Raw genomic sequence first — 24,985 nt, forward strand, 5'->3', positions numbered from 1 at the left:
GCTAAGTGACTTAGCGGGTTTGATTAAAATGTATCTAAAGGTTTAAAGTTGCTTAGCACGTTTAACCTTTTCATTGGTTAAAGCAATATCTAGTACTTCGCTCATATCATTCACGTAATGGAACGTAAGCCCTTTAAGGTAATCTTCGTTAATCTCTTTAATATCACGCTCATTCTCTGCACACATAATAATTTCTTTAATGTGCGCGCGTTTTGCTGCAAGAATCTTCTCTTTAATACCACCTACAGGCAACACTTTCCCACGCAGCGTGATCTCGCCGGTCATCGCGATGCTTTGTTTTACTTTTCGCTGTGTAAATAATGAAACTAACGAAGTCAACATCGTTATCCCCGCACTCGGCCCATCTTTTGGCGTAGCACCTTCAGGTACGTGAATGTGTACATTGTACTTTTCAAAAACGCTAGGATCTAGTTCCAGATATTCGGCGTTAGACTTGATATATTCCATTGCAAGAGTAGCACTCTCTTTCATCACTTTCCCCAAGTTTCCGGTAACGCTTAAATTTCCTTTTCCTTTAGAAAGTATAGATTCAATAAAGAGAATATCTCCACCTACTTGCGTCCAGGCTAGTCCTGTGACTACACCGGCGACCTCATTATTTTCATATTTATTGCGCTCCAGTTTTGGAGAACCTAAGACATCAATAACCGTCTGGTTGTCTATTTTGATCTTGTACTCCTCTTCCATCGCAATATTTTTAGCCGCATAACGCACCATTTTTGCGATTTGTTTTTCTAAGCCACGTACACCGGATTCACGCGTATACCCTTCCACAATTTTTTCTAATTGAGGTTTCGCGATCTTCAGTTGATCTGCGGTTACGCCGTGTTCTTTCAATTGCTTTGGAAGCAAATGACGTTTCCCGATTTCAACTTTTTCTTCAATGGTATAACCGGTAACGTTGATGATCTCCATACGGTCACGCAATGCTGGCTGAATGCTACCCAAATTGTTTGCTGTAGCAATAAACATCACTTTAGAAAGGTCAAAACCAAGTTCTAGGAAGTTATCGTGAAACTCTGCATTTTGCTCAGGATCTAACACTTCAAGCAAAGCCGAAGAAGGATCTCCCTGATTGCTATTACTCAACTTATCAATCTCGTCTAAAACAAATACCGGATTGCTGGTTCCTGCCTTTTTTAAATTCTGAAGAATTCTACCCGGCATCGCACCAATATAGGTTTTACGGTGTCCGCGGATTTCGGCCTCGTCACGCAAACCACCTAAACTCATACGCACATATTCACGTCCTAGCGCCTCGGCAACCGATTTTCCTAAAGAAGTTTTACCAACTCCCGGAGGGCCGTAAAGACATAAAATTGGAGACTTCATATCGTTACGCAGTTTCAATACTGCGAGATATTCAATAATTCGCTTCTTAACATCATCTAATCCGTAATGATCGCGGTCAAGAATTTTCTTAGCACGCTTTAAATCGAATTTATCTTTGCTGAATTTATTCCATGGAAGATCCAAAAACAGATCCAGATAGTTACGCTGAATACTGTACTCTGCAACCTGCGGATTCATTCGCTGCATTTTGGCAAGCTCTTTTTTGAATTGCTTACCCACTTTTTCATCCCACTTTTTCTTTTTCGCACGCTGACGCATTTCTTCAATCTCATCTTCCTGAGAAACACCACCCAATTCTTCTTGAATGGTTTTCATTTGCTGATGCAAGAAATACTCACGCTGCTGCTGACTCATATCGTTATGCACACGGCTCTGAATGTCATTTTTCAGCTCCAGTTTTTGCATTTCGGTATTCATATAGCGCAACGTCTGTAACGCACGTTCTTGAAGATCATTGATCTCCAAAAGGCCTTGTTTTTCCTCAACACTCAAGTTCATATTAGAACTCACAAAATTGATAAGAAACGATTCACTCTCAATATTTTTGATCGCAAAACCTGCCTCGCTAGGAATATTAGGGGATTGTTTAATGATCTGCAATGCCTGCTCTTTAATCGACTCGATAATCGCTTTAAATTCAGCAGAATCTTTTTCGGGTTTGGTTTCAGCAACTTCGCGTACCGTCGCCACCAAGTATGGTTTTTCGGTGATAACTTCAGCAATATTGAAGCGCTTTTTACCCTGAATGATCACGGTAACATTTCCGTCAGGCATTTTCAACACACGTAAAATACGCGCCACCACACCTGTGGTATTAATATCGTCTGCAGATGGATTTTCTACTTCACCATCCTTTTGAGAAACAACACCTATAATTTTTGAACCTTTATTCGCCTCGTTGATCAAGTCGATAGACATATCACGCCCGGCAGTAATCGGGATCACAACACCGGGAAATAGCACGGTATTTCTTAAAGGAAGTATAGGTAAGGTTTCAGGTAATTCTTCTCTATTGATCTCATCTTCATCCTCAGGAGTCATCAACGGAATTAACTCAGCATCACCTTCAAAGTCCTGCAATGACAGATTGTCAAGATTTGTAAATTTTGTTCTAGCCATATTATTTAACGCCACATTGTCACGATTTCAATTCTTTTGAAAACAATGCGATCTTTTTTATTTGATTTAAACCCTTTAATAATGGGCTTTTAAGCTGTTTAGTATCTTTCTTTACTTCTATAATTCAATTCCTATGCCACCTTAACTTTTAGGGTTGATGGAAAAAAGTTCCGCAGAACTGTAACAAACTGCTTACCGACGTATCTTTATACTGAAGCATTAACCTATTGAATACAACTAACCATCATATTGATCTGCTTTTAGAGCAATGTAAAAACGGAAATCAGCACGCGCAGCTTACGGTTTACAAAAGGTATTATAAAGCTATGTACAATACTTCGCTACGTATTGTAAAAGATAGCGCCGAAGCCGAAGATGTAATGCAAGAGTCGTTTTTAAGTGCTTTTACAAAGCTTGATTCGTACAGCGGTGAAACAACTTTTGGTAGTTGGTTAAAACGTATTGTCGTCAATAACAGCATCAGCAGTTATAACAAACGTAACCGACTCAAAGAAGACGATCTCGATGATACACTTTACAAGTTAGAAGAAGATCAAGGCATTACTGAATGCGACACTAACCATCTCGAGGTGCAACGCGTTTTACAGACGATGAATCATCTTAAAGAAAATTATAGAATGGCGCTTACCCTGAATTTGATCGAAGGTTACGATTATGAAGAAATGAGCGACATTCTGGGAATAAGTTATGCCAATTGCAGAACCACAGTTTCCCGAGCAAAAGAAAGTTTAAGAAAAAAATTGAGTGAGCTAATCACCGAATAATTATGAAACCGAATTTAGAAAACTGGTTTGAAGAACAGCGCGACTGTTTTGACATTGCCGAGCCCGGCGATGGTCACGAACTGCGCTTTTTAAACAAACTCAAAGAGACACAAGTAGAAGAAAAAACCGTCAAAAAGTTAGACTGGTGGAAACCCCTTGCTTCTGCCGCTGCAATTGTACTGATTGTTTTTGCAGGTTACGCAACCCTTAAGCCTGCAAATAACGGCGCGGAGTTAGCTGCAGTTTCCCCTGAAATGGCTAAGACGCAAGATTTTTTCACCAAAGCTATTGAAGAAGAACTGTATAATATCAACGAGGCTCGAACTCCTGAAACGCAAGAATTGGTAGAGGATGCTCTTATTCAGCTTGAAGCTTTAGAAAAGGATTACCAAGAGCTTACCGAAGATCTCGCTACTAGCGGTGAAGACAAGCGTGTGATTTATGCGATGATCGCCAACTTTCAGTCACGTATAGATCTGCTCAATACAGTTTTAGAAGAAATCGAATCAATTAAAAAAATTAAAAACGACGTATATGAAGACCAATTACTATAAATATCTTTTTCTTTTCCTAGTTACCAGCGCGGTAACTTTTGCAAACGGCAATGATCCTGACCGCTTTAAAGGCAGGTATACTAAAGAAAAGAAGATCAGCAAGCAATACAATGTGAATGTTAATGCGTTGCTTAAAATCAACAACAGCTACGGCAACGTTGATGTCATTTCTTGGGATCAAAACCAAGTGGTTATCGAGGTGCACATTAAAACCAACGGTAACGACGAGGACAAAGTCATCAAAAAACTTAATCAGATCGAAGTAAGCTTTGAAGCCTCTGCAGATATGGTTGCTGCACGCACCGAAATTGAAAGCACAAGTAGTTCGTGGTGGAGCAGCTGGACCTCAGGAGGAAACAATGTAAATATGGAGATCAATTATAAGATCAAAGTTCCTGTTACAAACAAAGTTGATCTTAGCAACGATTATGGCGGGATTTCAATAGACAAGATCAAAGGCCAGGCAAAAATATCTTGTGATTATGGACATTTAGATTTAGGCGAATTGCTTGCAGACAATAACCTGCTGAGTTTTGATTACACTAACAACTCTAATATCGCTTATATGAAAAGCGGAAAGATCAGAGCAGATTACAGTGCATTTACGCTGGAAAAAGGAGGGAATATCGAACTCAACGCAGATTATACCAAGTCAACCTTCGGAAGCATAAAGAACTTGCAATATTCTTGCGATTACGGTGGTCTTAATCTTGATGCCGCAGAGGCCATCAAGGGAAGTTCAGACTATTTAAGCGTAAAGCTTGGCAAAATCAGCGGGCCGGTTGACCTCAATATGGATTATGGCTCGATACGCATTGACGAGCTTACCGCCAGCGCCGGTAATGTGAGAATCAACTCAGAATACGCCGGAGTAAAAATTGGTTACAATGCTGCTTATCAATTCAATTTTATTATAAAACTGGATTATGCAGGGCTGAACGGCGAAGAAGATTTTGAGATCACCAAACGCCAGATCGAATCTTCAGATAAATACTACGAGGGCTACTACGGAAGCGCTTCAGCAAAAAATAACGTGAACATCAACTCAGAATATGGAGGAGTAAGTTTTTATAAAGTCAATTAATTAATAATCAATCAAAAAATGAAAAAAATCATTCTAATCTTAGGTATTGCGCTCGTTTCTTCAACGGTTAACGCACAATGGTGGGGCGGCAAAAAAGTAACTGGAAACGGAAATACTATTACTGACACCCGCAACGTAAGCGACTACGATGAAGTAGGCATTGCAGGCTCATTTGATGTAATTCTTGTGGCAGGAGCCGAAGGAAAAATTACCGTAGAGGCCGAAGAAAATCTTCAGGAATATATTATCACCGAAGTTAAAGGCGATAAGCTTAAAATCTATACCGAAGATGGCGTTAGCTTGAGAACCAGCCGCAATAAGGATATCATTATTACAGTTCCCTTTAAAGATCTTGAAGCGGTAAACCTAGCCGGAAGCGGTGACGTTACCTCTAAAGATGTCATCAATGCACAGGATTTTAAATGTTCGGTTTCTGGTAGCGGCGATATGATTCTTGAAGTTAATGCGCAAGAAATAACCGCATCAGTAGCCGGAAGCGGAGACCTTTCGCTTAGCGGAAGCACGCAAAAATCTCATTTAAAAGTAGCAGGAAGCGGTGACTTACACGCTGCAGATTTAAAAAGCAATGATGCTGAGGCCAGCATCGCAGGTTCTGGTGACATCAGCTTAAACTGTAATGGCGGAACCTTAAAGGCAGCCGTAGCAGGATCAGGAGATATCGTGTATACCGGTAAACCTGACAAAGTAGATTCTAAAGTTGTAGGCTCAGGAAGTGTGAGCAATTAAGAAAATTTTCATCAATCAAATCTGGAAAATGGCTGTCCCGAAAAGGGCAGCCATTTTCTTATTCTGCTTGTTCTACAATACGCTTCCGCGGAACAAAGAACAATAGAATTACACCTACGATAAAGAATACAATAAAGAATAAAATAGCATTACGTATGTTGTATTGGTCTGCTATAAATCCATAAGTAGACATCCCGATCACAATTCCTATTTTTTCTGAAACATCGTAAAAGCTGAAATACGAAGCGGTATCCTTCTCCCCTTCCGGAATCAATTTAGAATACGTAGAACGCGACAACGACTGAATCCCACCCATCACAAGACCGACAAAAGCAGCAGTAAAATAAAACTGAAACGGCGTGGTGATTGTATAAGCATAAATACAAATCGCGATCCAAATGCAATTGATCACGATCAAGGTTTGAATATTGCCAAACTTAGCCGAAGCTTTTGAGGTAAGCCAGGCACCAAGAACCGCAACCAACTGAATCAATAAAATACTTACGATAAGTCCGGTGGTGCTGTCTGTAGTTCCCCAATCGAGTTCTTCGATCCCAAAATAAGTGGCGATAAGCATTATCGTTTGAACCGCCATACTGTACACAAAAAATGCACTCAGGTAGGTACGCATCGGTTTATCTTCTTTCAGCTTTTTCCAAATTTTGCGTAGTTCTTTAAAACCGTTGAACATTACATTTTTGGTTAGCTTCTCTTTCTTGTTTCCTTTGGGCAAATAATAGTAAGTGTACTGACTGAAGCCTATCCACCACAACCCTGTAAGCACGAATGATAAACGTGTTGGCAAACCTTCATCTTCAAAACCAAAAGTCTCATACATCAAGATCATCGCTAAACAAACGATGAGTAAAATCACGCTCCCTATATAACCTAAAGAATAGCCTTTTGCACTTATTTTATCCTGCTGGTTAGGAAAAGCGATATCCGGCAAATATGAATTGTAGAACACTAAACTAGCCCAAAATCCTATCAAGGCAAGAAAGTAACACAACAGCCCAAACCAGAGATAGTCCATATTAAACCAAAAAAGACCTATACAAGAAATCGCACCCAGATAGCAGAAAAACTTCATAAAGCTTTTCTTATTCCCTACATAATCTGCGATTCCGCTCAAAAACGGACTCAAAAAAGAAACGACCAAAAAAGCAGCCGCCGTGACGTAGCTGATGAGCGTATCGTTATTAAAATCGTATCCAAGAAAATTTACCGTGTCATCCAGTATTTTTCCATCTTCATCTTTTACAAGTGTGAGTGCGCCGTAAAAAATAGGAAAAACAGCAGAGGCGATCACCAAGCTGTACACCGAGTTTGCCCAGTCATAAAACGCCCAGGCGTTCAAAAGTTTTTTACTTCCTTTAGGTAAAGCTTCCATAAACTTAGGTTGTTATTGAAGCGTCTAAAATAAGAAAGCCGCTTCAATAGAGCGGCTTTTCATTTTTATTTTTGCGTTATTCTACTTAAATGTAGTAACCCCGAATTTTTTTGCTTCAGCTTCTGCGCGCGGCGCGATTTGAGTAAGCGCTGCAATACGCGTATCTGGCGAAGGGTGTGTACTTAGGATTTCTGGAGTACCTGAACTTCCTTGAGCCTTCATACGCTCCCAAAGTTTTGGTGCTTCATAAGGGTCATAACCGGCGATTGCGGCAATGATGGTCCCGATCTCGTCTGCTTCACTTTCGTGACTACGGCTAAAAGGTAAGATCGCTCCTACCGTACTTGCTGTACCATAATATTGATTAAACAATTGCCCAGCACGAGAATCTCCAAGGGCTACGCCACCAACAGCACCCACAATTGATTGTCCTTGTTGTGCGGTCATACGCTGCGCACCGTGATTTGCCAATGCGTGTGCCAACTCGTGACCAAGAATCATCGCTAAACCAGTCTCATCTTGAGCTACCGGTAAAATCCCGGTGTAAACCACAATCTTACCTCCCGGCATACAAAAAGCATTGATCGCTTCATCTTGAACTAAATTATACTCCCATTTATATTCATCTAGATAATTGGGGTAACCTAAAGCCGTCATATATCTCTCAGCAGCCTTTGCTATCTTGTTTCCTACGCGTTGCACCATTTGTGCTTCGGCGGTACCTTTTACTACCGTATTTTGTGCAAGAAATTCATTATACTGCTGAAATGCCATTGGAAAAATGGTCTCATTGCTGTACGCATTAAGTGTTTTCTTTCCGGTAAACGGACTTGTTTTACAACTTATAATCAGAAATATAGTCGCTAGTGCGACGAGTATTTTTTTCGTTTTCATTTTAAACTATTAAAGGTTAGTGGGTTGAAATTACAAATTCTGCCAAATTCTATTTTAACAATTAGCTTAACTTTAGTACAAGTTGTGAAAATTATCCTATCATATGCACTACCGAAAATTCTTTAGGCAGTTTTAAATATTTTTCCCTTTTATCCAGATTATTTAAGTCGTAAGCCACATTATCAACCGTGATCTTTTTGATACTGAAAGGCAGCCCAATGAGATTGAGTTTAATATACTCATATTCGGTTTCAAAGGTTCCTGTTTTAAACTGTTGAATACTCAAGTCCTTTGCCTTTCCGGTTAGCTTGAAATTTCTCAAACTGTACCGCCCTTTTTTGTAATCATAGCCGTCACGCGCATCTTCATAAACACGAGATTCAACGGTATCTTCAGCATAATACACATCGAGCTTAAGCTCCTCGATTTTCTTTTCACCTACATATTGCTGCACCGGATAACGCGGAATGATCGCACCTTCTTTTACAAAAATCGGGATGGTGTCAAAATCTGCATCCACCCAAAGTTCGCGCCCACCTTCAACTACTTCATTATTCCAGAAATCATACCAGCGACCACGCGCCAGGTACATACGACGTCCTTTAGAATTAGGCTCTAAAATAGGACACACCAGAATATGGTTTCCGAAGATAAATTCATCGGTACGATAATGCGTATGCACATCCTCTTGATCGAAATACACTAAAGGTTTCAGCATAGGAACACCCTCGGTTGCATACTCATAAAACGCGGTGTACAAATAAGGAAGTAAGGTATAACGTAATTCAATGAATTTTCGGGTAACGTTGGTAACCTCATCGTCAAAAGACCAAGGCTCCTGATCCCCGTGATGTCCGCTAGAATGCACTCTACAAAACGGATGAAAAACCCCGAGTTGAATCCAGCGCACAAAGAGTTCGCCTGTAGGTTGTTCAGCAAATCCGCCAATGTCTGTTCCTGTAAAAGACATCCCGGAAAGACACATACGTTGCACTTGATTATTGGCGATCCATAAGTGTTCCCAAGTCGCGACGTTATCGCCGGTCCACGACGAAGTATAACGTTGCGCACCACTGTAGGCAGAACGGGTGATTACCAATGGACGTTTAGGGTACACGTAACGTTTTACACCTTCATAGGTTGCACGTGCCATTTGAGTACCATAAATATTGTGAGCCTTTCGGTGGCTGCAAGGATGCCCGTCATAATCGTGACGCACATCATCTGGAAAAGTTTTTCCGGGGACCTCCATCACGGCGGGCTCGTTCATATCATTCCATACCCCGCGCACACCAATGTCGTGCACCAGTTCTTTGAATAAATCTGCCCACCACTCCCGTACTTCCGGGTTGGTAAAATCAGGAAATGCACATTCTCCCGGCCATACCTTACCTACCATATCAGGACCATCGGCACGCTTACAGAAGTAATCATTTTCTAAAGCTTCTTTATAAACCCAGTATTCCGGATCGATCTTTATTCCCGGATCAATGATCACAATGGTTTTAAACCCATCATCAAGAAGTTCTTTGACCATGCGTTTAGGATCGGGGAAATATTCTTTATTCCAAGTGAAGCATCGAAACCCATCCATATAATCGATATCCAGGTAAATTCCATCACACGGTATTTTTAGGTCTCTAAACTTTTTAGCGATTCCTTTGACTGTACTTTCCGGATAGTAGCTCCATTTACACTGCTGAAAGCCTAAAGTCCATAGAGGCGGAAGCTCAGGTTTTCCGGTTAAATGCGTATAATTTTCAACGACTTCATTCATTCCCGGTCCATAAAGAAAATAGTAATTCATTTCCCCGCCCGGAGCCCAAAAACTGGTAACATCAAGACGCTCGTGACAAAAATCAAAACTTGATTTAAAAGTATTATCAAAGAAGATTCCGTAGGCTTGTTTATCTTTCAAACCAATATAAAAAGGCACCGATTTATAAATGGGATCTGTATCTTTCCCAAAAGCATAGGAATCTGTCGCCCAATTAGAAACGCGTTTTCCGCGTAAATTGAGGTGCACCGGTTTATCGCCCATCCCATAAAAAGCTTCCCCCGGATGCGAGCGCTTGCTCATTTTGACGATATTTCCGCCAAGGGTAAAACTTTCTTCATAATGAAAGCCTATTTCATCTTCATTGATCACGTTGCCTTCCCGGTCTAAAATCTTTGATTGCAAGCTAATCTTTTCGATCTTTATGATCAACTTAGAAGTGGTTACAATATAGAAATTCTTGTTTTCAGAAAGCTCTAAGTGGTTGTACCCTATGTGATTTTCGGGATCTATCGCATATGAAAAATCATCCTCGAGAATCCCTCGGGTCCCATACCTAAACCGAATCACGCTATCACGTAATACGGTCAATTCTAAGATTACATTGTTTTGGGTGGTGAAGTATAATGTGTCGACTTCTTGTCGAACGCTTTTGATCTCGTTTGGAAATTGATTTCCTTTTTGTTCTAACTCAGTATTAATAATCATAATAGCCTGTGTAAGGTGTTAGGATTACTAAATTAAAGGTTTCCGAAGTTAATCTAGGGGTCAAAACTAAAAGATATCAACTACAACGTTAACACTGCGTGCTTTTTGTTGCTACTCGAAAACAGCATACTTGTTCAAGCCTTGCCTTATGAAATTGATAAATACTTATACATTTAGCGAGATCGCAAAAAGTGCATTATTTAAGACCGAAAACCATAACCGCAAGTGGTGCTAAATCTAGAGTTATCGAGTGCTCGCGACCATTCCATGGAGTTGCTTCGACCTTGACTTTTTTGCTGATAAAATCACCGCTTCCGCCGTATTTCTTTTCATTACTATTAAAGAGTTCTTTTACCTTGGTATTTGCTTTAGTAAACGCTTCCGGAACTCCTACTTTATAGTTTTCGCGTGGCACCGGAGTAAAGTTACAAATAACCAAAACTGCGCTTTCGGCATCATAACCCTTTCTCAGGTAGCTCAAAACGCTATTTTCACCATCAGCCCATTCGATCCACTCAAAACCTTCGGGACGAAACTGTCGCTCATATAATGCCGGTTGCGACTTATAGAGTTTATTCAGGTCTTTTACACATTTTTGAATTCCTGTGTGAAAATCATATTGCAATAAATGCCAGTCTAAACTTTCTTGAAAATTCCATTCTGCACTTTGACCGAATTCGCCTCCTTGAAAGATCAACTTAGTCCCGGGATGGGTGAACATATACCCAAACATCAATCTTAGGTTGGCAAATCGTTCCCACTCCGGGCCGGGCATACGGTCAAAAAGCGAGCGTTTTCCGTAAACCACCTCATCGTGCGAAAGCGGCAACATAAAGTTTTCTGAAAACGCATAGGTCAAACTGAAGGTAATATCGTTTTGATGGTATTTACGATGCACCGGCTCTTTCTTAAAGTACTCTAAGGTATCGTGCATCCACCCCATCATCCATTTCATTCCAAACCCTAAACCGCCTAAGAATACCGGTTTAGAAACTCCGGTATAACTAGTAGACTCTTCAGCAATGGTTTGCACATCCGGATAGTTTTTATAAACCGTCTTATTTAACTCTTCTAAAAACGAAATAGCGTCCAGATTTTCTCTGCCTCCAAACTGGTTAGGCTCCCACTCCCCGTCTTCTCTTGAATAATCAAGGTACAACATCGAAGCGACCGCATCTACCCGCAACCCGTCAATATGGTATTGATCTAGCCAGAATAAGGCGTTGCTAATTAAAAAAGCACGCACTTCGTTACGGCCATAATTGAAGATAAGCGATTTCCAATCGGGATGCCATCCTTTACGTGGATCTGGATGTTCATATAAATGAGAACCGTCAAAGTTACCCAAACCGTGTGCATCTTCAGGAAAATGTGACGGGACCCAATCAAGGATCACGCCTATACCCGCCTGATGTAATTTATCTACCAGCAGCATAAATTCTTCGGGGTAACCAAAGCGTGAAGTTGGTGCAAAATAGCCGGTCAATTGATATCCCCAACTTGGGTCGTAAGGATATTCCATAATGGGCATAAACTCCACATGGGTAAATTCCATTTTTTTTACATAGGCTACGAGTTCGTCTGCTAGTTCTGTGTAGCTCAAGCTTCGGTTTTCCTCGCCTGTTTTTCTCCAGGAACCTAAATGAACCTCGTAAACTGAAAAAGCAGTGTCAAGCGCATTATATTTAGCCCGGCTAGACATCCATTTCTTGTCTTTCCATTTATAATCTGCGGCATACACCACTGAAGCGGTCTTAGGCGGATGCTCAGCGCGACGCGCAAACGGATCAGCTTTTTCAGTCTTAACATCATTGTGATTAGACTGAATTTTATATTTATAAATAGCGCCCGGCATAACTCCAGGTATAAAACCTTCCCAGATTCCGCTGCCATCCCAACGTACATTTAATTTATGATCACCCTCTAACCAATAATTAAAATCACCCACCACAGAAACTGATTTTGCACTGGGAGCCCAAACGGCAAAGTACGTACCCTTCTCTCCTTCTAAAGTCATTGGGTGTGAACCTAACTTTTCATACAGTCGAAAGTGCTTTCCGGCTTTAAAAAGATCGATGTCAAATTCTGAAAATAAGCTGTGAACGTATACGCTACTCATAATGTTGTTGGTTAAGGATGTTAGAGATGCCTTTTAATGGAATGATCGCCCATCGCGGACGCGCATTGAGTTCGTAACCCAACTCATAAACGGCTTTCTCCAGTAAGCAATATTGTAATAAAAATTCGATTTCTTTGATGTAACCAATATTTAAATTGGCGGTTTGTACTTCGTTGATATAGGTTTTTAAAAACACACCAATGATGTGGCTGTAGAGCACATCTGCAACCTCAAAAAGCTCTTCAAGTTCAAAATCATAAGACTCGTGATTGTTAAAAACCGTTGCGTAGATCGCGTAATTAAACGATCTAAAAATCCCGGCAATATCTTTAATTGGTGGTTGCTTGACTTTTCGGTCTCTGATGGTACTTTCCGGTTCTCCTTCAAAATCTATGATAAAGAAATCCCGATCCTGCACCAGAACTTGTCCTAAATGATAATCGCCGTGAATACGCAAACGCTCACTTTTAAGCATCGTTTCGTCAAAATCAAGAAATTGTTTACGTATGATCTTTTTCTTACTCAATAACTCGTTTGCCAATTCAAGTTGCAGACCGTCAAGCTTGTGTAAATTATTTTCGACCAGATTGATTCTATTTTCAAATTGATAGATCAATCTGTTTTTTAACCATACCGAATAATCATTACTGAAAGCCTGCGGCGTAAACGCCGTATTGATGCGCTCTTGTCCTAGAGCAATATGCATTTGTGCGGTACGAAGCGCTAGCTGCGAAACATCTTCAAAAAACTCGATAGGACACCAAGCCAAGATCGAAGCAGGCACATCGGTTATCGAGATTTGCTCCAAGTATTTAGTAGCTCGCAGCGTTTCTAATTTGGGTTGCTGACGCGAAAGTTCTTCAAACGTCAATTTTAGGTTATGCACAAAATATTCCCAGGCATCGCCTTGATTGGGCACTAATTCTTGCATCAGCCCTAAAGTGATCACATTTTTATCGCTAAACTTTAAAGTGATACTTCCTAAATATTTTGGTGTATTGTTGAAAAGTGCTTTGGCCGTAAGATATTTACTAATCTCATAATCAGGATTTTCATCTACATAAACCCTTCTGAAAATCTTTAAAATGTATTTATCGTTATAAATGATAGACGTGTTGCTCTGTTCTACGCCCATCAGTCGGCTGCTTTTGTAGCCTTGAGATTGATTAGAGCGACCTCGACGATAGGCCACTTCTTTGTAGCGGTATTTTTCTCCCTCTAAAATTTTCTCAAAAATCTGCTTTCTGAAAGATTCCAGAAGCAAAGCATCTACAATAAAACCTGAGGTTCCGTTGAGCTTTAAATGTGCAATAAATTTATCACCAACCACTTCTTGATCAGTCACAAAAGCGATGGGCAAGAAATAATTGTGCACAAAAGCTTCTCTAAAATTCACTTCAAGTACGATCCCATAAAAAGTATCTACCTCATCTTCTATCGGAAAGCTGTCAATGACCTCAATATACTTTAACGCGCTGGCTTTACCACCATACCAACGCTTATTGAGAATGTACGGCTCAAGAATATCCTCGCAAAGTTCTTTCTTAAAGCGATCTGATTCTAGCAACTCCTTCCAACCGGTATCATATTTAAAAACGATGCGTCCGTCAATTTCCTGCTCCTGATTCATGGTTCGTTGTTTTTGAGGTTTAAGGTGGATTTTTGCTATTTATAGATCTGAAAAATATGCACCGGAAGTGCGGGATGTAATTCGACGTAGTTCCATTCTTGATTCCAGGTATAGGTGCTGTCTGTGATAAGATCTTTTACAACAACTTGAGAACCCGGTGCGAGGTTCATTTTCTCATAAGGGAGTCTCAAGTGCCCCGATTGTTTATAATACGGGTCCAGACTTACCACGATAAGCAATTCGTTATTACGGTCCTGATCCCATTTATAATAAGCCATCAGTGCATCGTGGTGTAGCTCGCAAAACTCAATATTATTAGTCTGTTGCAACGCAGGCTGCTGTTTACGAATCATATTCATCTTGGTAATGAGGCGACTCAACTTGTTCTCGTACTTCCAATCCCAATGGCTGATTTGATATTTTTCAGAATTGAAATACTCCTCCTTACCCGGGACGGCATCACTCACCATAAATTCATAAACAGGCCCGTACAAACCAATGTTTGAACTCAAAGTTGCCGCAAGAGCATAGCGAATGATATGTTGTGCTTCATTTGCGCCTTGTAGATGATATGGATTAATATCTGGTGTATTCGGCCAAAAATTAGGTCTAAAATATTCGCGCATTTTAGTCTGAGTAAGCTCGGTCATATACTCAACCAACTCATGCTTACTGGTACGCCATGTAAAATAGGTGTAGGATTGGGAATAGCCTTGTTTGGCTAATTGTTGCATCACTTTAGGTCGCGAAAAAGCTTCGGCTAAAAACAACACATCGGGATGTTTTTTCTTGATTTCGGCGATAAACCAATTCCAGAAATAATAGGGTTTGGTATGCGGATTGTCAACTCGAAAAACTTTTACTCCAAAGTCGATCCAGTGAAAAGCAACGCTGAGCAATTCTTCCCAAAGCTTCTTATAATCTTCAGATTCCCAGTAAAAATTGACAATATCCTGATATTTCTTCGGTGGATTTTCAGCATATTGCATCGTGCCATCCGGTCGTTTTCTAAACCACTCCGGATGCTCCTTTAAATACGGATGGTCAGGAGCTGCCTGAAATGCTAGATCCATCGCAACTTCGATCCCCAGACTTTTGGCGTGTTTGATCAGGTTTCTAAAATCTTCTTCAGTGCCTAATTCCGGGTGAATACTTTTATGTCCGCCAAAACGCGAACCAATTCCCCAAGGTACTCCGCTATCGCCCTCTTCTGCATTAGTTGCATTATTCTTTCCTTTTCGATTTACTTCTCCTATAGGATGAATGGGCGGAAAATACAACGTATCAAATCCCATCGAAGCTACACGTGGCAACAAACGCTCACAATCTTTAAACGTACCATGTTGCCCAGGCTGCTCGCTTGCGGATCTTGGAAAAAACTCATACCATGTACTGAAACGTGCTCTCTCACGATCTACATAAACTTGTAGTGTTTTGCTTTCGTGCACAAATTTCCGTTCCGGATGATCTTTAAATATGCGGTACAAATCGTGAGAAACAGCATACGCACAAGCCTCATCATAGCGCTTTTCGTCTTGAAACAATTCTTTTAGCGTATTAACGTACTGCTTGCCGTCATTGTCAAGCTTTTTTTCAACCGCATCAAGATATTGCACTCCGTCAAGCAATTCACTCTTTATATATTGTCCGTCTTTAAGTTTTGCTTCGGTACCGTGCTGCCAGTTTAATGCGTGATCAACCCACCCGCGCACTTTATACTCATAAAAGCCCTGCTGATCTACTATAAACGTTGCTGCAAAATGATCATTGCCTAGAGGTTCCAAACGAACCGTTTTCCACATCTTGTCGTGCTCGCTTTTGTAGCATACTTCGGCATCGATCACGTCATGACCATCACCTAAAACATCTGCTGTAACAGTAACGAGTTCACCAACAACTCTTTTGATAAAAAAATCCCCACCTTGAAGCTGGGGCTCTACATTCTCTATAACAATACGTTCTCTAGTCAAGGGTGTTAGTTTTTTATTGGCACCGCCAAAGGGTTTAATACTCCGTCCCGATAGCTTTCGGGATGCCTGAAAATTCAAAATTCGTTTCCGAGCAATGTCACACAGACTTGCCCTGAGGTAGTTTAAGTTCAAATGATTACCCTTAAAAATAACAATAATTAATTACAAGCCTAGCCGAAATAAGAATTTGACAAAGGCTTAACAGAAATGTCACACGTTAGTCTTTTGTTAAAACCGCGACTATTATAAACCAGTGCTTAGGGCATTGCGTAATTTTAGAAAAAAGAACTATGAAAAAGCTATTGCTACTTGGGCTACTTGTTAGCCTGTATGCCTGTAAAGGCACTGCTCAAAACGAGAAAAAAGAACAATTTCCGGTTTCTAAAACCGAAGCAGAATGGAAAGCCGAACTGACCGATGCAGAATTTCAGGTCTTGCGTAAAGAAGGAACTGAGCGCGCGTTTACCAGTGACCTTCTCAACATTAAAGAAGAAGGAACTTATGTATGTGCTGCGTGTCAAAACCCGGTCTTTAAGAGTAAAACCAAATTTGATAGCGGTACCGGTTGGCCCTCTTTTTACGATTATATAGAAGGAAATGTTGCTTTTTCTTCAGATAACAAATTAGGCTACACCCGTACTGAAGAGCATTGTGCCAATTGTGGCGGGCACTTAGGTCACGTATTTAATGATGGACCAAAGCCTACCGGTAAACGCCACTGCATTAATGGAGTCGCTTTAAATTTCGTTCCTAAAAAATAAAGGCTGTAGCCACCAACGGGAGAAACACTCGTGACCTAAAAATTGAAAGGTTTCCGCCGTAGCCTACATTTAGTCTTTTAACATGAGATTTCCGCCGTAACCTGTACTGAGTGAGCGGAAGTGCGGATAAAATGATTTCCGCCTTCGCGGAAATGAAAAATTAGAATTTTAATTATGAAAGAATACCCTATACAAAGAACCGAAGCGCAATGGAAAGAAGAACTCGGTCCTGAGCGTTACCATATTTTACGTGGTAAGGGCACTGAGCGCCCGCATACCGGTAAATACAATTTGCATTTTGAAAAAGATGGCACTTATCACTGTGGCGCTTGTGATGCAAAACTTTTTGAAGCCAATAGTAAATTTGAGAGTGGTTGTGGCTGGCCCAGTTTTGATGAATCAATACCCGGAGCTGTAGAATATATACGCGATACTACTTTTGGAATGATTCGCACCGAAATTCTCTGCGCCAATTGCGGGAGTCACTTAGGTCACGTTTTTGATGATGGACCTACGGAGACCGGTCAGCGCTACTGTGTAAACTCAGCCTCAATAGATTACGATAAAAACTAAAACTATATACCAAGAGGCATCAAGATTACATACGCGTTAATGTTTTATTAAAACTAAAGCTTTAGCATAGTTTTAAAAGTTTCGGAATGACTCTTGATTTACTTTTAGCAATAAACATAAAGACAAAAAACGATGAAAAAATTATTTGCAATACTTAGTATCGTAGCCTTAGGATTTACAGCTTGTGAAGGAGACCCAGGACCACAAGGCCCTCCGGGATTAGATGGGCTTGATGCTGAATACTCAAAAGTTGTAGAAGTGGAAACCACCTTATCTTACAATTCTGATTCTGGAATATGGGAATCTCCCATCATCGAATTCCCTAGTAATGTTGAAGTTTTAGATGGTGATGCTGTTATTGCTTATAGATTGGAATATATTGATAACGGACTAGATGTATGGACACAACTTCCTCATAACTTTTTCTTTTCAGAAGGTACGATGCAATATGTTTTTACACATACAATAGGCGATGTTCAATTCTTGATTGATGGAAATTATGACTTATCTAATATCTCTACCGATTACACAGATAATCAAATATTTAGATATGTTTTGATTCCTACCGAATTTGCTGAGCAATTCAACGGTGACTTCTCTAACTATAATGAAGTTATGAGCGCTTTAGAATTGAACGAAACTGATGTTCAAACGCTTCAATAAGCACTTAGCATAAAATTTATGAAAGGCTTACTCACGGAAATACGACAATGTTCCGTTTGTAAGCCTTTTTTGCCTTTAGGCGCTAACCCTATTATTTCGGCATCGCCAAAAAGCAAAATTGTTTTAGCCAGCCAGGCACCCGGGAAAATTGCCCACGAGAAGTCCATCGCTTGGGATGATCCTAGCGGCCGTCGATTGCGAGACTGGCTCGGCGTTGATGAAGACACCTTTTACAATTTTGAAAATTTTGCCATATTACCTCTAGGATTTTGCTTTCCGGGGAAAGGCAAAACCGGTGATCTTCCACCCCGCCCGGAATGTGCTCCGCTTTGGCACAAAAAAGTAACCGATCATTTTGAGGCGGATCCGTTGTATATTTTAATCGGTAATCACTCCCAGCGGTATTATTTAAACGATAATCTAACGCTTACCGCCCGAATCAAAGCTTTTGAAAGCTATCTGCCGCAGCATTTTGTACTTCCACATCCTTCGCCTGTTAATCGCTTTTGGATGGCTAAAAACAAATGGTTTGAAACCGATGTGCTTCCGGTTTTACAACGTGTAGTAGGACAGCGCCTAGCATAAGATAACGCGCTAAGATTTTCTTTGAAGACCAACCTTCAATTTAATGGCAAGATTCAGGCTACAAAACCGTTGACGGTGGCTACAAATCTGCACAACTTCTGCGTTCGTTTTTTAGACTTTTAATGCGTAAATTCGTGCCTTCAAATTTCACTGAAAACTATGAGTAAATACGATATTATTGTCTTAGGAAGTGGACCCGGTGGTTATGTAACGGCTATCAGAGCTTCACAATTAGGTTTTAAAACCGCTATTGTAGAAAAAGAAAGCCTTGGAGGCGTTTGTTTAAATTGGGGATGTATTCCTACCAAAGCGCTTTTAAAAAGTGCGCAGGTTTTTGAATACCTCAAGCACGCCGAAGATTACGGTCTTAAAGTAGAAGGTGCAGATAAAGATTTTGATGCGGTTGTTAAGCGTAGCCGTGAAGTTGCAGAAGGAATGAGCAAAGGTGTTCAATTCTTGATGAAGAAAAATAAGATCGACGTTATTGAAGGTTTTGGTAAACTAAAACCAGGTAAAAAAGTTGACGTTGATGGTACCGAGTATAGTGCAGACAGCATCATCATCGCAACCGGTGCGCGTTCACGCGAACTGCCTAGCTTACCTCAAGATGGTAAGAAAATCATTGGCTATCGTGAGGCGATGACTTTAAAAGAGCAGCCTAAGAAAATGATCGTTGTAGGATCTGGGGCGATAGGGTGTGAATTTGGTAGTTTTTACAACGCGATGGGTACAGAAGTTACCATCGTAGAATATATGCCAAACATCGTTCCTGTAGAGGATGAAGAAGTTTCTAAACAATTTGAGCGTAGCTTGAAAAAAGCAGGAATCAACATTATGACCGGTTCATCTGTAGAGTCTGTAGATACTTCTGGTGACGGCGTTGTTGCTACTGTAAAAACTAAAAAAGGCGAAGAAAAATTAGAAGCTGATATTGTACTTTCGGCGGTAGGTATCAAAACCAACATTGAAGGCATTGGTCTTGAAGACGTAGGTATCATTACCGATAAAGATAAAGTGATCGTAAACGATTGGTATCAGACCAATATGCCGGGTTACTACGCGATCGGCGACGTAACTCCTGGTCCTGCATTGGCGCACGTTGCTTCTGCAGAAGGAATTATTTGTGTTGAAAAACTTGCCGGAATGCACGTTGAGAAATTAGACTATGGCAATATTCCTGGCTGTACGTATGCTTCTCCTGAAATTGCTTCAGTAGGTATGACTGAGAAGCAAGCTAAAGAAGCTGGATACGAACTTAAAATCGGGAAATTCCCATTCTCAGCTTCTGGTAAAGCAAGTGCTGCCGGAAACAAAGATGGTTTTGTAAAAGTTATTTTTGATGCGAAATACGGTGAGTGGTTAGGTTGCCATATGATTGGTGCCGGCGTTACCGATATGATCGCAGAAGCTGTGTTAGGTAGAAAATTAGAAACTACCGGTCACGAAGTGCTTAAAGCGGTTCACCCACACCCAACGATGAGTGAGGCGGTGATGGAAGCGGTAGCAGCAGCTTATGATGAAGTAATTCATCTGTAAGACTTTAGACTTTAGACTTTAGACTTTAGACTTTAGACTTTAGACTTTAGACTTTAGACTTTAGACTTTAGACTTTAGACTTTAGACTTTAGACTTTAGATAAAATTAAAACCTCTGAAATTGAAATCAATTTCAGAGGTTTTTTATTATGAGGATTTGAAGATTACCGTACACCCTAATTCAAGAGCAGTGGAGACACTGAACAGGTATCAAATCACAAAAATAGAATTCGGTGTCCCAAGGTTTTTGATCTTCTGAAAAGCAATTGTCTTCTTGATCGGCTTTGGGTTTGTAAGAGCGTTTTACAATCTCCCCCACCTCAAAAAGAATTGGCTTCGAAAAAATAGGTCCGTCAAAAACGAAGGTGTGAAATTCGCCGTTTTCTCCACACGGGTCAACATCCGGAGGTAAATCGGCTATAAACTGGTGATCTATAATTCTTCCGGCAAAAGATTTGTCCAGGTGCTTTCCATTCACGCAAACAGTAATAACCTTAAAACCCAGGTCAATAAATTCAGTAATTAACTGCTTGGTGTCTTTTTTCCATAGTGGGTATACTCCTTTCAACCCTACTTTGGTCAACTGTTCATCGCGATACGCTTTTAAATCTTCTAAAAAGATATCTCCAAAAATGCTATGGGTATTTCCTTCGTCAACTGCTTTTTGGGCTGCAGCACCTAAAACTTCAGAATATTCAGTCATCGAGATAGCTCCGTGAAGTAAAATTTTTTCTAATGGAAAACCAAGTGCTTCCGCCTGACGATCTAATAAAGTTTCGCGCAAACCGTGCATAGAAACTCGCTCTACATCACTGTTAATAGTCGTGACCAGTTTAGTGACCTCAAATTCCTTTTCGGCTAAAATTTTATATAAAGCCAACGCAGAATCTTTACCACTACTCCAATTGAAATAGGCCTTTTGCAAAATATTTACAGAAAGGATTGTATCGCTAAATCGTAGCTCTGCAATCCAAAACCTACGATGATCCCCTTAGCGTGTTTTGAAATATATGATTGATGACGGAATGCTTCGCGTGCGAACGTATTAGAAATATGCACCTCGATCACCGGTACCGAAACCGCTGCGATCGCATCACCAATGCCTACCGAGGTGTGTGTATAAGCCGCAGCATTAAGTACTATTCCATCAAAAATAGCGTCTGCCTCTTGAATTTTGGTGATCAGATCACCTTCGCTATTCGACTGAAAATAAGAAAGCTCAGTCTCCTTAAACTGAAACTGAAGCTTAGAAAAATAATCTTCAAAAGATTGATTTCCGTAAACATCAGGTTCGCGTTTGCCTAATAAGTTGAGGTTAGGTCCGTTTATGATGAGTATTTTGAGTTCTTGAGCCATTGGTAGATTAAATTGTTAGGTAAAGGTAATTTAAAAATGGACTATAAAAAAAAGCCTCGCTATTGCGAGGCTATACTTTTTGGTTGGTTGATTACAATGTTTTAGAATACAAAACCTACACCTGCTTGAATTGCATAGTTGTATGCACTCACATCATCATAGATCTTTGTAAAACCTCTGGTGTAACGCCCTTGAATGAATAAACCGTTATCAAACTGATATTCTAAACCAGCAGCGGTACCAAATTCAAAATTGTTAGCGCCATCCTCGATATCAATATCTCCTGAAGCAGATGTTGGTTGAAAATCGATCTCTTCACTTACTAAAAAGTTCAAAGAAGGACCAGCTTGTAAGCTGAAACCATCAGCAAGATAAATCTTGGCCATTAAAGGCACTTGAATGTAATCTAATTGATATTCTACATTATCATCTACATCAAATGTGTTGTCTTCATCAATGGCAGCGATCGTAGAACCTTGCGCTGAATAAATAACCTCAGGCTGAATAGAGAACATTTCTGAAATAGGAAGCTCAGCAACTAGACCTGCATAAAAACTTGTTCTTGATTCTTGATCTGCGGCATCATCACCTGCGATATTCGCGAAATTCACACCACCTTTTGCACCAAAGTGAAAGGCATCTTGAGCTTGTGCTGCAGCACCACCCAAAACCATAAAACTTGCAATTAAAAATAGCTTTTTCATAAGAATAATTTGTTGTTTAAATTTTGAACAAAGCTAGATGCTGCAAGGCTTCACAAGTATTAATAATTCTCTAAGTTTTCACTAAAATATTGCCAACAAAAAGCTTTTACGAAACTTCTTGATATTCTGATTTTTAGTAAAAAGCAGCTATTTGGCACCCCTAGAAAATCACTTTAAAATACTGATAGAGAAATACTTTTAGTTTATTGTATTGCCGCCTATTTTTTTTTCAATTTCTTAAATAGTGTTAACGCTATGCTCATTGAAACTTTGGATAGATGAACTTCTAAAAATACTAGCTCAAATTGGAGTTGAACTGGTATCCTATGAAGTCGGTAGCCGTAAATCCTATGTAATTATTGAACAGGCAGCAGGGTTTTGTTCCGTTAGTAAGTAGCAAAAAAAAAAAGCACCTTAAAAAGGTGCTTTTCAGTATTCGTTTGCGGTTAGGCTGTTTAAAACATAAAACCAATTCCTGCTTGTACTACAGAGTTTCTTCCATCTGCGTTATCGTAAATTTCAGAGAATCCTCTTGTATAACGTCCCTGGATCAAGAATCCGTTAGCGAACTTGTATTCAAGACCTACTGCCCCACCAAATTCGAATCCATTTGCTCCGTCTTCGATATCAATGTCTCCGCTATCACTTGTTGGATCAAAGTCGATTTCTTCATTAGCCAAAAAATTAAAAGACGGACCTACTTGTACACTTAATCCTTCAACTAAATAGATCTTCGCAAGTACCGGTACTTGTATGTAATCTAATTGATATTCTACATTATCATCAACATCAAACGTGTTGTCTTCATCAAAAGATGCTAGAGTGGCTCCCTGCGCAGAATACAGGACCTCTGGCTGAATAGAGAATTTATCAGAAACCGGGATTTCGACCATCGCACCTACATTAAAGCTTGTTCTCCCGTCAGGATTTTCTCCATCTTCATTTGCAATAGTTGCAAAGTTAGCACCACCCTTGATACCAAAATTCCAATAGTCTTGGGCTTGAGTTGCAGTGGTTCCTAAAACAATAAAACTGGCTATTAAAAATAATTTTTTCATGATTTTATATTTAGATTTGGGACAAAGCTAGGAGCAGAAGAAATACCAAACTATTAAGGCTTTTATAAACTATAATTAAAAAATTCTTAAAAAACCCCTATTTGATTTGTGAATTGGCAACAATCGTTAAAAGACTATAAATTATTCTTAAAGATAGAACGCGGGCTTTCTGAGAATACCATTATAAATTATGGCCTGGATATCGCTAAACTCATCACGTATTTGGATTTAAATGCTGTGGAAGCGTCTCCTATTTCTATCACTAAAGAGCAGCTTCAAGAATTCATTTATACCTACGCCAAAGAATTGACTGCATCATCACAAGCGCGATTAATTTCTGGACTGAAAGGCTATTTTGAATATTTAGTATTTGAAGAGCTACGCACAGACAATCCTACTGAACTTATCGAAGCGCCAAAGATTGGCCGAAAACTTCCGGATACGCTTTCTGAAGAAGAAGTAAATCAGATTATTGATGCGATTGACCTTAGTACACCGCAGGGTGAACGCAATCGGGCTATTTTTGAAACCTTGTACGGTTGCGGCTTGCGGGTCTCTGAAGTTTTGAATCTAAAACTTTCTGATTTATTTTTTGATGAAGGATATATTCTCGTTACCGGTAAAGGTGACAAACAACGTTTTGTACCTATTGCGCCGGTAACTCAAAAGTATATTGAGATCTATCGAGATGAAATTAGGATACACGAATCTCCAAAACCAGAATTTAAGAATATCCTATTTCTCAACCGGCGAGGAGCGCAGCTCACCCGAGCGATGATCTTTACGCTCGTAAAACAGCATACTAAAAAGGCCGGAATCAAGAAGAAAATCAGTCCGCATACATTTAGACACAGTTTTGCGACCCATCTATTGCAAAATGGTGCCGACTTGCGTGCTATTCAACAAATGTTGGGACACGAGAGTATAACCACTACTGAAGTTTATATGCACGTAGATCGCTCGCACCTGGCTGAGGTGTTGAATACGTATCTTCCGCGAAAATAATATGAAACAGAAAAAATCCCGAGTCAATTTAATGACCCGGGACTCTTCACTAACCAAAAAAACTTACTTACTTAACACTTAGGAAATCTCGATCAAGCGTTTTGCTTGTACTTGAGCTTCCTCTTTTTTAGGGATTACAATATTTAGAACCCCATTCTCATAGCTAGCTTCAATCTTCGCACTGTTCACCGTATCAGGTAAGCTAAAGGCACGTTTAAACGTACTATAGCTAAACTCACGTCTGGTGAATCTTCCTTCTTCTTTAGTTTCTGATTCCTTTTGCTCTTGGGCCGAAATGGTAAGTACATCATTATCTAATTCGATATTGAAATCTTCTTTAGTCTTACCGGGAGCAGCAACAGCTACTTCAAATCCGCTATCTTTCTCAATGATATTCACTGCCGGAATACTCACACCAATGCTATTTACATTTGTAGTTCCTCCTAGCCAATCGGTTTTAAACATATCATCAAAGATTGATGGTAACCAATTTTCGTTTGTTCTTTTTACTAAGCTCATATCTATTTAATTTTATTGTTATTAATCTAATACGCCTAGTATTTAGCAATTTGAATACCAATACAATTTCAAAGA

General features: G+C 40.0%; 22 protein-coding genes. 10 read left to right on the forward strand and 12 right to left on the reverse strand.

Annotated features, from left to right (window positions below):
* Window positions 1–42: 42 nt before the first annotated feature.
* Entirely contained in the window at window positions 43–2,493 is a 2,451-nt protein-coding gene (gene lon, locus LDL79_RS00720) for an endopeptidase La (protein ID WP_167596766.1), read from the reverse strand.
* 227 nt (window positions 2,494–2,720) lie between these two features.
* Between lon and LDL79_RS00725 the strand changes: the two genes are divergently transcribed.
* From LDL79_RS00725 to LDL79_RS00740, 4 genes are read left to right on the forward strand one after another with little or no spacing between them, the layout of a single operon-like run.
* Window positions 2,721–3,278 (forward strand): RNA polymerase sigma factor, encoded by a 558-nt coding sequence (locus LDL79_RS00725; RefSeq protein WP_225598772.1) that lies wholly within the window; start codon window positions 2,721–2,723, stop codon window positions 3,276–3,278.
* Window positions 3,279–3,280: 2 nt separating this feature from the next.
* Window positions 3,281–3,832, forward strand: a complete 552-nt coding sequence (locus tag LDL79_RS00730) for a hypothetical protein (protein ID WP_225598773.1) — start codon at window positions 3,281–3,283, stop codon at window positions 3,830–3,832.
* Window positions 3,813–4,916, forward strand: a complete 1,104-nt coding sequence (locus LDL79_RS00735) for a hypothetical protein (protein ID WP_225598774.1) — start codon at window positions 3,813–3,815, stop codon at window positions 4,914–4,916. Before LDL79_RS00730 ends, LDL79_RS00735 begins: the two co-directional genes overlap by 20 nt.
* A gap of 18 nt (window positions 4,917–4,934) precedes the next feature.
* A complete protein-coding gene (locus LDL79_RS00740) occupies window positions 4,935–5,663 on the forward strand; it encodes a head GIN domain-containing protein (protein ID WP_225598775.1) in 729 nt (242 codons plus the stop codon).
* 58 nt (window positions 5,664–5,721) lie between these two features.
* Here the strand turns inward: LDL79_RS00740 and LDL79_RS00745 are convergent, their stop codons facing one another.
* The 6 genes from LDL79_RS00745 to LDL79_RS00770 form a co-directional block, all read right to left on the reverse strand.
* Window positions 5,722–7,053, reverse strand: coding sequence for an MFS transporter (locus LDL79_RS00745; protein ID WP_225598776.1), 1,332 nt, complete (start codon window positions 7,051–7,053; stop codon window positions 5,722–5,724).
* An 81-nt stretch (window positions 7,054–7,134) separates the two neighbouring features.
* Entirely contained in the window at window positions 7,135–7,947 is an 813-nt protein-coding gene (locus tag LDL79_RS00750; protein ID WP_072982625.1) for a M48 family metallopeptidase, read from the reverse strand.
* 91 nt (window positions 7,948–8,038) lie between these two features.
* Entirely contained in the window at window positions 8,039–10,432 is a 2,394-nt protein-coding gene (locus LDL79_RS00755) for a glycoside hydrolase family 31 protein (RefSeq protein ID WP_225598777.1), read from the reverse strand.
* A 196-nt stretch (window positions 10,433–10,628) separates the two neighbouring features.
* Window positions 10,629–12,551 (reverse strand): 1,4-alpha-glucan branching protein GlgB, encoded by a 1,923-nt coding sequence (gene glgB / locus LDL79_RS00760; protein WP_225598779.1) that lies wholly within the window; start codon window positions 12,549–12,551, stop codon window positions 10,629–10,631.
* Window positions 12,544–14,181, reverse strand: coding sequence for a trehalose synthase (locus LDL79_RS00765; RefSeq protein WP_225598781.1), 1,638 nt, complete (start codon window positions 14,179–14,181; stop codon window positions 12,544–12,546). Before LDL79_RS00765 ends, glgB begins: the two co-directional genes overlap by 8 nt.
* 35 nt (window positions 14,182–14,216) lie before the next feature.
* Window positions 14,217–16,151, reverse strand: coding sequence for an alpha-1,4-glucan--maltose-1-phosphate maltosyltransferase (locus LDL79_RS00770; protein WP_225598783.1), 1,935 nt, complete (start codon window positions 16,149–16,151; stop codon window positions 14,217–14,219).
* Window positions 16,152–16,441: 290 nt separating this feature from the next.
* On the opposite strand from LDL79_RS00770, the gene msrB (LDL79_RS00775) reads away from it, so the two are divergent.
* The 5 genes from msrB (LDL79_RS00775) to lpdA all read left to right on the forward strand — a co-directional run bounded on the left by msrB (LDL79_RS00775) (window position 16,442) and on the right by lpdA (window position 20,269).
* Window positions 16,442–16,912: a peptide-methionine (R)-S-oxide reductase MsrB gene (gene msrB / locus LDL79_RS00775; protein ID WP_225598786.1), complete on the forward strand. Its 471-nt coding sequence runs from the start codon at window positions 16,442–16,444 to the stop codon at window positions 16,910–16,912.
* 174 nt (window positions 16,913–17,086) lie between these two features.
* Complete coding sequence (gene msrB / locus LDL79_RS00780) at window positions 17,087–17,485, forward strand: peptide-methionine (R)-S-oxide reductase MsrB (RefSeq protein WP_225598788.1); 399 nt, start codon at window positions 17,087–17,089, stop codon at window positions 17,483–17,485.
* Between the two features lie 132 nt (window positions 17,486–17,617).
* Window positions 17,618–18,148 carry a collagen-like protein gene (locus LDL79_RS00785; RefSeq protein WP_225598789.1) on the forward strand — a complete coding sequence of 177 codons (531 nt, stop codon included), beginning with the start codon at window positions 17,618–17,620 and terminating at the stop codon, window positions 18,146–18,148.
* Window positions 18,149–18,166: 18 nt separating this feature from the next.
* Window positions 18,167–18,733, forward strand: coding sequence for a uracil-DNA glycosylase family protein (locus LDL79_RS00790; RefSeq protein ID WP_225598790.1), 567 nt, complete (start codon window positions 18,167–18,169; stop codon window positions 18,731–18,733).
* Between the two features lie 159 nt (window positions 18,734–18,892).
* Window positions 18,893–20,269 carry a dihydrolipoyl dehydrogenase gene (gene lpdA / locus LDL79_RS00795; RefSeq protein ID WP_225598792.1) on the forward strand — a complete coding sequence of 459 codons (1,377 nt, stop codon included), beginning with the start codon at window positions 18,893–18,895 and terminating at the stop codon, window positions 20,267–20,269.
* 180 nt (window positions 20,270–20,449) lie between these two features.
* Here lpdA and LDL79_RS00800 read toward each other — a convergent pair whose 3' ends face one another.
* The 4 genes from LDL79_RS00800 to LDL79_RS00815 form a co-directional block, all read right to left on the reverse strand.
* Entirely contained in the window at window positions 20,450–21,193 is a 744-nt protein-coding gene (locus LDL79_RS00800; RefSeq protein WP_225598793.1) for a Dph6-related ATP pyrophosphatase, read from the reverse strand.
* A gap of 5 nt (window positions 21,194–21,198) precedes the next feature.
* Window positions 21,199–21,624, reverse strand: coding sequence for a type II 3-dehydroquinate dehydratase (gene aroQ / locus LDL79_RS00805; RefSeq protein WP_072982641.1), 426 nt, complete (start codon window positions 21,622–21,624; stop codon window positions 21,199–21,201).
* Window positions 21,625–21,725: 101 nt separating this feature from the next.
* Window positions 21,726–22,328 (reverse strand): porin family protein, encoded by a 603-nt coding sequence (locus LDL79_RS00810; protein WP_072982643.1) that lies wholly within the window; start codon window positions 22,326–22,328, stop codon window positions 21,726–21,728.
* Between the two features lie 455 nt (window positions 22,329–22,783).
* Window positions 22,784–23,386, reverse strand: a complete 603-nt coding sequence (locus tag LDL79_RS00815) for a porin family protein (RefSeq protein ID WP_009779815.1) — start codon at window positions 23,384–23,386, stop codon at window positions 22,784–22,786.
* A gap of 108 nt (window positions 23,387–23,494) precedes the next feature.
* On the opposite strand from LDL79_RS00815, the gene xerA reads away from it, so the two are divergent.
* On the forward strand, window positions 23,495–24,391 hold the full coding sequence (gene xerA / locus LDL79_RS00820; RefSeq protein ID WP_225598794.1) for a site-specific tyrosine recombinase/integron integrase: 897 nt from the start codon (window positions 23,495–23,497) through the stop codon (window positions 24,389–24,391).
* A gap of 78 nt (window positions 24,392–24,469) precedes the next feature.
* Here the strand turns inward: xerA and LDL79_RS00825 are convergent, their stop codons facing one another.
* A complete protein-coding gene (locus LDL79_RS00825) occupies window positions 24,470–24,910 on the reverse strand; it encodes an Hsp20/alpha crystallin family protein (RefSeq protein WP_072982647.1) in 441 nt (146 codons plus the stop codon).
* Window positions 24,911–24,985: the final 75 nt, after the last annotated feature.

It is taken from the genome of Leeuwenhoekiella palythoae, assembly GCF_020310025.1.
Classification (GTDB): Bacteria; Bacteroidota; Bacteroidia; order Flavobacteriales; family Flavobacteriaceae; genus Leeuwenhoekiella; species Leeuwenhoekiella palythoae.

Coding starts and splice junctions, on each gene's coding strand:
- lon (WP_167596766.1), bottom strand. CDS start 2,493: ATGGCTAGAACAAAATTTACAAATCTTGACAATCTGTCATTGCAGGAC.
- LDL79_RS00730 (WP_225598773.1), top strand. CDS start 3,281: ATGAAACCGAATTTAGAAAACTGGTTTGAAGAACAGCGCGACTGTTTT.
- LDL79_RS00735 (WP_225598774.1), top strand. CDS start 3,813: ATGAAGACCAATTACTATAAATATCTTTTTCTTTTCCTAGTTACCAGC.
- LDL79_RS00740 (WP_225598775.1), top strand. CDS start 4,935: ATGAAAAAAATCATTCTAATCTTAGGTATTGCGCTCGTTTCTTCAACG.
- LDL79_RS00745 (WP_225598776.1), bottom strand. CDS start 7,053: ATGGAAGCTTTACCTAAAGGAAGTAAAAAACTTTTGAACGCCTGGGCG.
- LDL79_RS00750 (WP_072982625.1), bottom strand. CDS start 7,947: ATGAAAACGAAAAAAATACTCGTCGCACTAGCGACTATATTTCTGATT.
- LDL79_RS00755 (WP_225598777.1), bottom strand. CDS start 10,432: ATGATTATTAATACTGAGTTAGAACAAAAAGGAAATCAATTTCCAAAC.
- glgB (WP_225598779.1), bottom strand. CDS start 12,551: ATGAGTAGCGTATACGTTCACAGCTTATTTTCAGAATTTGACATCGAT.
- LDL79_RS00765 (WP_225598781.1), bottom strand. CDS start 14,181: ATGAATCAGGAGCAGGAAATTGACGGACGCATCGTTTTTAAATATGAT.
- msrB (WP_225598786.1), top strand. CDS start 16,442: ATGAAAAAGCTATTGCTACTTGGGCTACTTGTTAGCCTGTATGCCTGT.
- msrB (WP_225598788.1), top strand. CDS start 17,087: ATGAAAGAATACCCTATACAAAGAACCGAAGCGCAATGGAAAGAAGAA.
- LDL79_RS00785 (WP_225598789.1), top strand. CDS start 17,618: ATGAAAAAATTATTTGCAATACTTAGTATCGTAGCCTTAGGATTTACA.
- LDL79_RS00790 (WP_225598790.1), top strand. CDS start 18,167: ATGAAAGGCTTACTCACGGAAATACGACAATGTTCCGTTTGTAAGCCT.
- lpdA (WP_225598792.1), top strand. CDS start 18,893: ATGAGTAAATACGATATTATTGTCTTAGGAAGTGGACCCGGTGGTTAT.
- aroQ (WP_072982641.1), bottom strand. CDS start 21,624: ATGGCTCAAGAACTCAAAATACTCATCATAAACGGACCTAACCTCAAC.
- LDL79_RS00810 (WP_072982643.1), bottom strand. CDS start 22,328: ATGAAAAAGCTATTTTTAATTGCAAGTTTTATGGTTTTGGGTGGTGCT.
- LDL79_RS00815 (WP_009779815.1), bottom strand. CDS start 23,386: ATGAAAAAATTATTTTTAATAGCCAGTTTTATTGTTTTAGGAACCACT.
- LDL79_RS00825 (WP_072982647.1), bottom strand. CDS start 24,910: ATGAGCTTAGTAAAAAGAACAAACGAAAATTGGTTACCATCAATCTTT.